Annotated in this window: 8 protein-coding genes and 1 CRISPR repeat array; of the genes, 1 reads left to right on the top strand and 7 read right to left on the bottom strand. The window is 64.4% G+C overall.

The window, feature by feature from the left end; translation table 11 throughout:
• The first annotated feature begins 48 nt into the window (after nt 1-48).
• Nucleotides 49-288, top strand: a complete 240-nt coding sequence (locus G3480_RS22640; protein ID WP_164656337.1) for a hypothetical protein — start codon at nt 49-51, stop codon at nt 286-288.
• Between the two features lie 651 nt (nt 289-939).
• A CRISPR array of direct repeats spans nt 940-1,207; the repeat unit is 28 nt; unit sequence TTTCTGAGCTGCCTATGCGGCAGTGAAC.
• A gap of 129 nt (nt 1,208-1,336) precedes the next feature.
• Here G3480_RS22640 and cas6f read toward each other — a convergent pair.
• The 7 genes from cas6f to G3480_RS22605 all read right to left on the bottom strand — a co-directional run bounded on the left by cas6f (nt 1,337) and on the right by G3480_RS22605 (nt 11,011).
• A complete protein-coding gene (cas6f, locus tag G3480_RS22635) occupies nt 1,337-1,897 on the bottom strand; it encodes a type I-F CRISPR-associated endoribonuclease Cas6/Csy4 (RefSeq protein ID WP_164656335.1) in 561 nt (186 codons plus the stop codon).
• A gap of 4 nt (nt 1,898-1,901) precedes the next feature.
• On the bottom strand, nt 1,902-2,909 hold the full coding sequence (gene csy3, locus G3480_RS22630) for a type I-F CRISPR-associated protein Csy3 (protein ID WP_338114205.1): 1,008 nt from the start codon (nt 2,907-2,909) through the stop codon (nt 1,902-1,904).
• Nucleotides 2,910-2,963: 54 nt separating this feature from the next.
• Entirely contained in the window at nt 2,964-4,028 is a 1,065-nt protein-coding gene (gene csy2 / locus G3480_RS22625; protein ID WP_164656331.1) for a type I-F CRISPR-associated protein Csy2, read from the bottom strand.
• Nucleotides 4,018-5,325: a type I-F CRISPR-associated protein Csy1 gene (gene csy1 / locus G3480_RS22620; RefSeq protein ID WP_240905988.1), complete on the bottom strand. Its 1,308-nt coding sequence runs from the start codon at nt 5,323-5,325 to the stop codon at nt 4,018-4,020. The genes csy2 and csy1 overlap by 11 nt, the downstream gene beginning before the upstream one ends.
• Before the next feature lie 341 nt (nt 5,326-5,666).
• Nucleotides 5,667-7,973 carry a type I-F CRISPR-associated helicase Cas3f gene (gene cas3f / locus G3480_RS22615; protein ID WP_164656329.1) on the bottom strand — a complete coding sequence of 769 codons (2,307 nt, stop codon included), beginning with the start codon at nt 7,971-7,973 and terminating at the stop codon, nt 5,667-5,669.
• Nucleotides 7,889-8,854, bottom strand: a complete 966-nt coding sequence (locus G3480_RS29295; protein WP_164656327.1) for a hypothetical protein — start codon at nt 8,852-8,854, stop codon at nt 7,889-7,891. Before G3480_RS29295 ends, cas3f begins: the two co-directional genes overlap by 85 nt.
• 99 nt (nt 8,855-8,953) lie before the next feature.
• Nucleotides 8,954-11,011, bottom strand: coding sequence for an autotransporter domain-containing protein (locus G3480_RS22605; protein ID WP_206171850.1), 2,058 nt, complete (start codon nt 11,009-11,011; stop codon nt 8,954-8,956).
• Between the last annotated feature and the right edge of the window lie 338 nt (nt 11,012-11,349).

Raw genomic sequence — 11,349 nt, 5'->3', positions numbered from 1 at the left:
TAGGGCGGATGCCCGATAGGGCGATCCGCCATCACGATACCGAGCAAAATGGCGGAACCGCTATCGCGTTCCGCCCTGCGCGGGCTGCGCCATTGGGTGATCGCCCGACGCATCATGATGGGCACGCGCTGCGAGGCCGGGTCACGCACCTTCACCTTGCTGGCCAGCGTAATCGACACCTGTCGCAAGCGCGGCCATGTGCCTTGTCCCTATCTGGCCGGTGTGATCGCTGAGCGCCGCGCCGGTCGCGAGGCGGCTCCGCTGCCGGCTCCAGTGCCGGGTCTCTGAACGGCTACCCAGCCGCCGTGGCCGCTTCACCCATGCCGCGCGCCAGCAGCGCTAACGGCGGCGGGGAGAAAAAGTGACGCATCAGGATTCACCGCCGCGCCCCCTGCGTCAATCGCTGCGCGCCATGGAGAGCGAAGCGAAGGCGCGTAGTCCCCGATAGGCGTCGGCGCGGGCGTATGGCCGGAGTGGCGAAGGGGTCGCCGTGGACCGCAGGTCCACGAGATCCCGTAGCCGCGTAGGCCATATGCAAGCGCATCCGACACGCCGTCAAGCCATTTGAGGGAGTGGTGCGAAGCCGGCCTCGAGCCTGCGAGAGGTCGGCGTAGCGCCACGGACGCAGGGCGAATCGGGGCAAGAAGGCTGTCGCCGAGCGCAGTCATTTTGGGACAGGGATGTCCCAAAATGTATCACGAGCACGGCGACACTCCGGCCTCTGACCATGAGCCGATGGCGGCGACCCAGCCTCGTAGGGCGGATGCCCGATAGGGCGATCCGCCATCACGATACCGAGCAAAATGGCGGAACCGCTATCGCGTTCCGCCCTACGCGGGCTCGTGGAGGCCTCGTAGGGCGAATGCCCGATAGGGCGATCCGCCATCATGATACCGAGCAAAATGGCGGAACCTCTATCGCGTTCCGCCCTACGCGGGCTTTCTGAGCTGCCTATGCGGCAGTGAACGCTGGGCGACGAACGCGACCAGACCCGAGCCATTTCTGAGCTGCCTATGCGGCAGTGAACCGAAGCTGTTTGGAAACGTGCGCGGCCTGACGTTTCTGAGCTGCCTATGCGGCAGTGAACGTCAGAGTCTGCGATGTTCGCAGCCTCTGACTTTTCTGAGCTGCCTATGCGGCAGTGAACCGCTGTGTCAGCCGCGAGGATCCCTTTTGTCATTTCTGAGCTGCCTATGCGGCAGTGAACAAGCCCCGAACCGCTGTATGGCCTTGAATAAAAAGAACTATCCAGCAGCCAGTCGCGAATACCCTTCTGGATAGCTGCGACGACATGGGCATTGAGATCAAAGACTTATCGTGGAAACCAGAAAAAGGGTCAGAACCAGGGAGTCGTCGCTGTGCAGCTCAATCCATAGGTGTTGAATGGGCCGGCCTGGGCTGCGGTTGGTGGGCCAAGTCGCAAGAACAGGCGAAAGCTCTGTCCGGTACTGACGCTCGCGAGTGTCACGAAGGGTAGTTGTAGCATTTCCGCGGCCAGGTCTGGAACGCGCTCGCGCGCCTGCTGTTCGGTTAGACCGTGCCGACGCATCTGCCGGCGCCGCAAGCGCTCTGGGCTGCTCTTGGCTTGAACTCGCCGCAGACTGCGATGCTCGGCGTTCACGGGGACTTGGGCTATACGCGCGACCTCGGTGTGGTCCCGCATACCCTTAAGCCAAGGGTGCTCCATCAGTCGAGACAGGTCCGCTTCTGGTCCCAGTAGGCGCAGCCTGTTGCCTAGCGTCGGCGGTGACTCTCGATAGCCGGGGAAACTCACGCCGATGGTGTTGGACTGAACCTGAGCCAACACGCGGTGCAGCTTGGCATAGAGCGCAGCCATTAGCTGGTACGCCGGAAACTCCGGATCAGGGCGCAGATGGATGTCGATGTAGTCACGCATGGCCTCAATCCTTGCCGGCGTCGCCAAAGACACCGCCACGGATCAAGGTGGCCATCACGAAGTGCTGCTGTTCCAAGGGCGGGATCTTGTCCTTCAACAGCCAACCGTCGAGCAGGTTGTAGAAATCCTGCTTGTCGGTCGGCTTGCGACAGGCCTTTCCCAGCGTGGTAACCGACCCGTAGGGCTCCACGGCGATCGGTCCAAGACCGTCGCTCACATCCGGATACCAGGTGTCGATCGTGCGCAGTGCGTTGCCCAGCTTTTGCGAGTGAATCCCCGCTACCCCTTGCACGTCGTAGAGGGTCTTGCTCTTCTTGCTGTTGCCTTTGTCGAGGATCAGTTCCTGGGAGGGATAGACCTCTTGCCCCGCGCCCAGGCGGGCGAAGGCGGTTACCTGGAGCAGTATATGGCTCTTGCCGGCAAGTCCTTGGGTGATCAGGTCGCCCAACGCTTGCAGGTCCTTCGCGACGGAGGCCGGGGCATCGAAATCGCGCAGGGACAGTTGCAGGCCATCGAACGTCCAGGTGGTTGCGGCCTGGCCTTTCATCAGGTGCTCTACGCGTACTTCCACCTGTTCGGCGCCAATGCGGTTGCGCCACAGGAATCGAGCGTTGGCCAGGTTATGTGCGTAGCGGCGGCCCAGTTCGCCGAAGCCATTGGTGTCCGCATAGCCCTTGACCGTGCTTAGCAGCTTCGCCTGATAGTTGGCGTTGTTGCAGACCGAGGGCGTGCCGGTGCCGCCCAGCACGCGCAGCGTGAAGCTCGCTTTTAGCGTGTCGGCGCCAGCAGGCAGCGCGGCCACATCCACCGTCTGTAGGTTAGGGTTCTCGATGGCTGCATCGAGTTTGGCAGGATCCTGGTCCTTGGTCTTGAGGCGGTTCGAGATCGTGCCGCGCACCGACTTTTCTCGGAGGGTGACCGGCTTCCAGGCCAAGGAGTTGTCGCGCTGACTCCAGTCGCCCGAGAAGAGCAAGGCGTCCGATGGATCGAGCTTGCGCTCAAAGGCGAGCACGGATGCGGTCTTCAGGGTGTTGTCTTTCGTTGCCATGGGTCTCTCCTTGAACGCTCAGGGTTGGATGTTGTTGGTCAGATCGGCCGGCTCAGGCATGGCTGCCGGCGGGTGGTAGGCGTTACGGCAGCGGTACAGCCCGTGCTCGCTTGGGTGCTCGGGATCATGGTCAGTTACCCAGATCAGATCATCCAGCCCCTTGAGGCGGTGCGGGCTGACCCACTGACCCATGGACCAGACCGTCTCGACGAAACGAAACGGCGTGCTCATGTCTCGTGCACCCTTGACGCTGCCGGGCGGCTGCAGGTCTGAAAGCGCCGCGAAGCCCACCGGGATCGGCACGATCCAGCCGGCACGCGGGTCGTTGACCCATTCCACCCTGGGTGGTTGATGGCTGCCGTGTTCGGTCGGTCGCTCGACGGCTCGGGCGTTCCAGCGCGACAGGTCCAGCCAGGCGTCCAGCGCGGTCGCCGCTGGGTCGTCTTCACGCAACTCAGCCAGGCGCGCCTGCAGCAGGTCATCCCGCGACACCAGCGCGAAGCCCGGGAGCCAGCGCCGCGCGAGACGTCGGAACCAGTCTCCATAAGCCTTGTGCTGCTCATCAGATTGCCCGTCGTCCGGCACCAACTCCAGTACGGGGCGGGTCGGCCGTCGTGCGGGAATGGGTAGCCCCGGCATCACGCTGCCCCCCGCCAGCCGCATGCCGGCCAGTTCGTCGGCGACACGATCGGCCAATGCGACGCGCTCCGCATCGCCTCGGAAGTCATCCGTGAGGCGTGCATCAAAGACCAGGGTCAGGTCCAGATGGGCGCGGCCTTCCTCGACGATGGCAGCGGTGCTGCCGTCATGCCGAAGCGGATTGCGGGTCAGCCGGAAGGCGCGCGTGTAGCCCTCATGTGTGATCTGCGCCTCGAAGCCATGGCAGATCACGCCAATGCCATACAAGGCGAGACCGCTATCGCGCCCCAAGCGGCGCTCGAGCGCGGTCATCAAACCGGTAAAGGCGGTGATCGCCGGGAAGCCCCAGGTCATGGGGCTGGAGATCGCGTTCGCGCTCTGTACGCGGATGTGCGGCAGCACCAGCACGGCTTGGTGTTCCGGGATGCTGCTCTCACTGCTCATGCGCGGTCTCCCAGGCGAAGTCTTTGAGCTGCTCTCGGGCCAGTTTGCGCCAGCACAGGTACTCCGGATCGCCCATGGGCAGCGGTTCACGCAGCCGGGCGTTGAGCCAGTGCGCGAAGTCTCCGACCACGAGGTCGATGGCACCGTCCGGTTTGCTATCCGTGGCATCTAGATCCAGCCAGGCGCGGTGAGCGGGCGGCAAGTCACATTGCGGGTCGGCGCTCCAGCCGGGTTCGAGCATGTGGACCTCGGCGGTGAACTGGATCAACTCATCAAGCAGTGCCTCCACCTGCTCGGATAGGCGCAACCGGGTTTCTTGATTCCGGGCTGGATCTGCTTGCAGGAACCTTCTTAAGTACCCGGCCAGGTTGCGGACTTCGCGCCGCCATCCGAACACCTTGAACAGCGAGTCCACGCCGAACAGTGGCTTGATGGTCAGCGATTGCCACACCGGGGGAAGGGATGCGAGCAGGCAGTTGTCTCCGCGACGCTCGCTGTTCAATTGGCTGATATTTTGGGGCTTGGTGCCGCCGAGCTTCTGCACCGCGATGTTCGTGTACTCGCGCACTGGCCGTTCATGCCATTCGCCTGCCTTGCGGGCCGCGCGCGCGGCCTTTGCGTCCTCACCGAAACGGTCCTCCTGCAGAGTTTGGTAGACGCGATGGACGAGCGAGGTCGGGTAGAGCGGTGCGAGGAGGTGGTAACCCGCGTCGTCGTGCGGGTCGTCGCCGATGGGCCAGTAGATCTGCTTGGCCTGGGTATGGGAGCTGAACGTGCCCCGCGCCTTAGTCAACCCGGCGAATGCGGCCATCCACGCGCTGGCTGTCGCCGGATCATCGGTGAGCGCCGCTCCGAAATCCGTATCCGCCTCAATCGCCAGGTTCAAGAAGCTGCGCCCCTGATACGTCAGTTTCAGGAATTTGTAGACGTCGAGCGCGGCCGCGTTACCCACAACATCGGCCTCGAACATGCTGCCTAGTGTGTGGCTACCGACCTCGGCCAGCGAGGTCAGCGAATGAGGTTCACGGAACAGGCTGCTGCCTTTGGCATCCGGGTGGATCGGTTTGAGCGAGTGGGTGACCGCCTGGATCTGCTCGACGCGGCGGGCCGCATCCTGAAGCCAGGCGGCTGGAGCGAACTGCGCGAGCAGTGCAGCGCGTTTGGGGTCGTCTTCGGCGAGCTTTTCCAGTTTGGCGCTCAGGCGTTCGGACAAAAAGTCCACGATGAGTAAGCGCAGCGCTGCCTGACGTCCGTTCAATGGCGTAGACATGGCAATCCCTTTGGCGTGCGCGGCCAAAAGACCGCGTCCTGAAGATCCCCGAGACGTGCTCAGGGGTTTGGGCATGTTGGGTGGCTGCTGCTCGGTGTGTGACGATCCGATGCAGCGCGATCTCCTCATGCCTCGTGTACATTAGCCTGCCAAAACGGATAATACAACCAATGATGAGTGACCAATAAATTAACTTTTCTGCATCGCGCCAAGGTAGTTCTCCGACGAAACATCGCGGACCGTGCCGGGCGCGGACTAAACTTCTCGGACTGCTGAGAAGCAGCTCAGAAAAATGACGAGCGACCAATCGTTCTGAACCTTCACTGCCGCACAGGCAGCGCATGCTGGCGCTTTGCGCCGGCTCGCCTTCAGCTCCTTTTTCGGGCGAACCCCAAGGCCGGGTGATAGCGCCATCCGCTGTCATTGGGCCGCACGGTCGTGGTGCCGAAGCGTTCCGCGCAGATTGAAAGCGGTAGATCGAGTTCCGATGCCAAGGCCGACAGCGCGCCCATGTAGTCCGTCACGCCCCATGGCTCAATGCGGTCGCCCTGGATCACCGCCTCGGGTAGGTGCTCACACTGGGATCGGTTCACTTCGACATACAGGCTCTCTCCACGGCGTTCACCCTCCATGACCTGATGCAACAGGGCGTTCTCGCCGTCTTCATCCGGCAGCAAAGCCAGGGTGATGTCCCGTCGGTCGGGTTCCTTTCGGAACGGTTGCCGTTGCGGCAACAGGGCCGTAAGCAAGGCATCCTCTGGCGCTTGCTGCCACCAGGTGCTGGCGTTCAGCGTAGGCTCCGGTACGGCACGTGCGGCCGCAGCACGGGCACGGCTACCCAGCGGCTTGGTTGCGGCAACCCGCTGCTGCGGCAGCATCTCATGGCGCATGCGCGCATGTTCCAGGTCGACCAAGCGTTCGCGGGGCCGCAACGCAGCCGACGCCGGCGAGACGATTCGTGGCCGGGCGTCGATTACGGCGATCTCCTCGGCGCTCATCAACTGACGCAGGTCGTGTGAGGCGAGGTGGAAGGCATCGCCATCGGTCTCAAAGCCCGGTTTACAGAATGCCGCCTGGCCCGGCTGGCGGCTGAAGTGACGCAGGTTGTGGCTAAAGACCAGGATGTTGGGTGATGCCACCGGACCAGGCCGGTGACGGCGCACGCGCCCGGCGAGTTGGATGAGCGAGCGCATCGACGAGGGCTCCACCACGGCCCAGTCGTAGTCGTGATCACGACCGACCTCGGTGACCGGCGACCCGAGCACGATGAACAGGTGATCGGTCTCCGGCGAGGCATTCAGTCGCTGACGGATGTCGGGCAGCGAAAACACGGCGTCTGGCTCATGGCGTTGCAGCGCCTGATCCAGTTGCGCCTCAATGGCTGAACGTACCAGCAAGGGGTGGCGCGAGTGGTAGACGCACAGATGCACACGCAGGCCATCAGGCGGGATTAGCTGGAACAGCTCAAGAGCCACCTCGAACAGCGGCTCGATATTGGCCATGCGCACCAGGCCGAAGCTGACCCGCTTGTGGGTGTACGTATCCACGCTGTGATGGGCGCGATGCAGGCTCACGGCGGCCGACAACACCTGGGGCGCAAAGGCCTCGGCCAGCAGGGGTACTTGACGGATGCCCTGCAACCCCTGCACGGGCAGAATCGCCGCACGGCGGCGCGGCTCGGCCGCCAACCGGGCCAGTGCTTCATGACGTCGCTGAGCGAATTGCTCATGGATCTGCTGAAAGCTGGCAGTCTCCGGACAGTCGTGGACCTGCTGGTGCAACTCGTCCACCCAGGCGCAGCAAATGCCCGGAGGCCTTTCGGCGCCGCCGGGGCGTGCCGTGCGGTTGCGCTGGAAGTGCTGGCGACCGCTGCGGTATGCCTCGAACAGACCTTGGACCAGTGCGGGCGGCAAGGTGGCCGATGACAGCAGCACGCGCGCCCCGAGCAGACCGGCCCAATGCACCAGGCGGGTCAAGGCGGGCAGGTCCGCCAGGTCGAAATCGTCGGGTTCGTCGAGCACCAGATCCCCGCTCATCAACCGCAGCATGGGTGCAATCTGCCGGCCGCCGCGCTGGCTCTCGGTGGCTGGCGTCAAGTGGTCAATGGTGCAGACCAGCAGTGGAGCCACCAGGAGTTTGCGGACGTTTGGATCGGCTAAGGCGCGCCGTAGCAGGGGGTGCTGATCGGTCTGGCCTTCGCAGAGAACATGCGTATCTTCGTCCAGCAAGGCTTGCCGCGAAGCGGATCCGGTCGCCTCCGCCTGGGCCTCGTGATGCTCGAAGAGGACGCGGCTGGCCGAGCCTCCCACGCGGATGGCGAGGTCGTCATCGCCCAGCCCCAGCAGGTCACTGAAGGCCTTGCCGGTTTGCAGCGTCAGGGTGCGCAACCCCAGCGCGAAGGCGCAGCGCATGCACTGGGACGGCTCGGCGAGCGCATACATGATGCGGGCGTTGGCCAGCGTTTTGCCGCAGCACGTGGAGGCCATGTTGACGATGAAGGCACCGTGCTCGCGTGAGCGCTCGCGCATGCTGGCGGCCGCCTCGGCCGACTTGTCCTGCCACCGGAAGCGCTCGTGCTGTGCGCGCTGCTTCAGGCGTCGGTGTTTGCCCAGCCGCGGCAGGTGCTGCTCGAAGCGAGGCAGAAAGCGGGCAATCTGAGACGCGTGCTGGGCCACTGGGCCACGCCGAGCAGGTGTTCGTCCAATGACTGATTGGGACCGCCACCCTTCTTGCAAGTGTTGGCCAGCAGCGGGTTGCCGGGCGTGACCTTGACCCGCTCCGCGTGCGCGCCTTCAAGGCTTGAGTAGTGGTGGTCCGCGAGCATCAGGCTCAATCGACTGAGGTGCATCACGAAGGGGTTGTTCAGCACCGCGTCGGCAGCCGATCCGGTGTTCGAGGACAAGGCGAAGGGTGACAAGCGGCGTGCGATGCGCCTGGCGCGTTGTCGCCAGGCGTCGGTGGTCACGGGCAGGCCATGGGGGAAGTGCCAGTAGGGCCGCAGGGCCTTGCGGTCCGAGGGATCGAAGGCTCGCTCATTCCAGGTCGGTTGCATCTGGTTCAAGAGGCCGCGCAGCGCGGACATCTGAAACACCTCATCGCGCGGAAGCTCTGGCAAGCGGTGGTGTGTGACCACCAGCCAGGCCAGCGCCTGCGCGAGTGGCGCTCGGCTCAAGCTCTTGAACGGTGAGCCGAGCGGGGTGTCCAGCCCGTCCTTGCGCAGTTCGCTTAACCAGCGCTGGTCGTCGGCTGCCGTCGGTTCAGCCAGGCGAGCCAGCCAGGTTGCATCGTCGTCATCGCCCACGAACGACTCGAACAGCCGCACCGATACCCACTCGTACCGAATCAGGTTGCGTCCAGACAGCTTGCCGTTCAGGCGTCGCTGGAAGGCATCGATCGCCTTGCCGAGATCGTGCAGCAGTCCAGCCAGGTCGACCAGTAGGCGAATCAGCTCGCCTGTGTGCCAATCGTTCTCATCCTCTTCTTTCAGCACATTGCGTTGCGTCCTGTTGGTGGGCACGGCACCGAGGTCGTTGAACCGCCCTCGGTCGCCGACCACCCAAAGCAGCCTCGTAGGGCGGATGCCCGATAGGGCGATCCGCCATCACGATACCGAGCAAAATGGCGGAACCGCTATCGCGTTCCGCCCTACGCGGGCTCAGAACGCCACCTTGATGCCGCCGCTGACCATGATGTCGTTACCGCCGTCGCGGGCAAACGTCGTCGCCGCCGTGACGTTGGCGCTCACGTTGCCGGTCAGTACGGCGGCGACCCCGACCGCTACCTTGCCGTAGGTGCGGTCGTCTTCGGGCACCGGGGTCAGCACCGGCAACAGCGGCGTCGTCACCTGGGTGGTCGTCAGGGTCCGGCCGGAGCCGAGGAAGTCGTGCTCGGCCGTGACGTTGAGGAACGGGCTGTAGAGACCGCTCGAGAGCAGGACCGGAACCCGCACCTGCAGGCCGGCGCTGCCCGTCAGGGTATCGAGTGACTGCTGGTCGACCCGCATGGTGAGCAGGCTATCGCCGGTCTCGGTGTAGGCGTCGATCACGGCGCGCGTGTAGGCAATCCCGGCGATCGGTCCGGCACGGACCGGCCCGACGTCGACCAGATAGCCGCCCTTGGCTGCCACCGCGAGGGTCTCGGCGCTGGTGCTGCCGTGGACGACGTCGATCACGCCGGAGCGGTCGAGCGAAAAGTCCTGGCGCCCATAGGCGAACAATGCGTCGGCGAACCAGTTGACGTCGGTGAACGAGCCGTAGCCGGCGATCTGGTAGGCCTGGATGTGGTTGCGGGTGTTCTGGACGTCGAGGTCGACCTCGGGTTCGGAGTAGCCGAGTACGGCCCCGAGCCGTACCCGTGGATCGAGCCGAACCTCGACCCCGAGGGTGCCGCCGACCGCTTGCCAGTCGGCGCCCGCCGCATAGAACTCCCGGTCGGTGCTGCCGCTGGGGTAACTGGCATCGACGAAAACCGACCACCGGCTCTGCGGCGCGACCGCCACCGGCGTCGTGGTCGCCATCGCATTGGTTCCAGCGAAGGTCTCGGCGATCGCAGAACCGACCCCGTAGTTCTGAAAAGTCCGATAGGCGTCGAGTCGACCGAACACCGAGTCGACGAAGGTCGCGGCGACGCCGGTCGCGATGCTGCCCTGCGGCATGACGGTGGTCGGTGCGTCGATCTGGTTCGCCATGTAGGCGCCAATCACTGCCATCGCGGCACCGGTCGGATGCACCGAGTTCTCGTAGAAGCAGCCGGCGACGTTCAACGGCACGCCTTCCCCGATCGGCCCGGCTTCGCACTGCGTTCCGCTGAAACCGTACCGGCCCGGATCGGCGGCAACACGCGCCTGCAGGATGCCGAAGTCGAGCATGAAGATGCGGATACCGGCTTGGGCCAGCGGCCGCAGCGCCACCTGGGTCTCGTACAGATAGGTGGCCGCCCACGCGTCGCGCTGCGCCGTGGTCAACGCAACTCCGACGGGTTCGGGCTGGGGAAAATACTTCGAGTTGCCTGACCCCAACCAGGCGATGTTGCGGGCACCGGCCGCCACCAATTGCTGGACGCCCCCGGTGACGAAGCCATCGACCGCGATGCCACCGTAAACCGCGTTGTGCGCCGCCAGCGTCGCACGCGCGTTGACGGTCGCGAGCGTGTCGCTGCTGGTCATGTACGACTCGTCGTTGCCGCCGATGGACAGGGTGACGAGGTCGCGCTCGCCGAAGCGCGTCCCGTTCAGGGCGAGCTGCTGAAGCTGGTAGGGGAAGCCGAAATCGGTTCCCAGCAGCCCGATCGTATTGGAGTTGTCGGTGCGGGCGCCGCCGATCGCATAGTTGGTCAAACCCGGCAGGCCGGAGAGCGACTGCAGCGTGTCGTTGAAGTTCGTACTACCGGTGAACCGGCAACTCGCCAGCGGCGCCACGCAAGGATAGACGCCCGGAATGTCCAGCACGGTTCCCAGGATGCGGAACGCCCCGCCCGGAGCTGCACCCGTATCCGCGTAGCTGTCGCCGAAGGCCGTCAGGCTGGCGAACTGGGCCTGAGCTGGGAAGACGCTGACGGCCAGCGCGGCGGCCGCGACCGTGATGGTCGCTGCCTCATAGAGCCCGGATCGGCCTAGACGACGGGCTCTGGGCAAAAGAGGCAACCGATCCTCGTCGTCAGCAGCGAACATCAATGAACGAGAACACTGAACGGCATGCTTCGACGGCTCCGACATGGCGACTCACCTTGTTTGCGGCCTCTTTCCCGTGTCTGCGTCGGCCGAAATAGCAAACAACTCTGGGCTCTTCCAAAAGTGTCTTCGCGTTTCAGTGTCGGAGTTGCGAACCCGCTTGCACTTTCTGAAGCTCGCTTGCCAGACGCACCGCCCGAGGCTGCGATCTCGCCGTGCAACCACAGGGAGACAGGGGTTTTGAGTAGGCCGGGCACTCCCCGGACGGTAGGGCGACGTTTGTGTTCTCTGTTTGCCGCCTGGTTTCCCGGCGGTGCCACATGATCTCGCCCGTGGTCCAGGTTGCGACCCGGCCCCTCTCAGAACCGGACAAGCGGCTTTCC

Source organism: Thiorhodococcus mannitoliphagus, from assembly GCF_010915725.1.
Classification (GTDB): Bacteria; Pseudomonadota; Gammaproteobacteria; order Chromatiales; family Chromatiaceae; genus Thiorhodococcus; species Thiorhodococcus mannitoliphagus.
This window is presented reverse-complemented; position numbering and strand designations above follow the sequence as displayed.

What these genes read in the sequence shown, in the direction of transcription:
- G3480_RS22640 (WP_164656337.1), top strand. Translation starts at nt 49, where the DNA reads ATGGCGGAACCGCTATCGCGTTCCGCCCTGCGCGGGCTGCGCCATTGG.
- cas6f (WP_164656335.1), bottom strand. Translation starts at nt 1,897, where the DNA reads ATGCGTGACTACATCGACATCCATCTGCGCCCTGATCCGGAGTTTCCG.
- csy2 (WP_164656331.1), bottom strand. Translation starts at nt 4,028, where the DNA reads ATGAGCAGTGAGAGCAGCATCCCGGAACACCAAGCCGTGCTGGTGCTG.
- G3480_RS22605 (WP_206171850.1), bottom strand. Translation starts at nt 11,011, where the DNA reads ATGTCGGAGCCGTCGAAGCATGCCGTTCAGTGTTCTCGTTCATTGATG.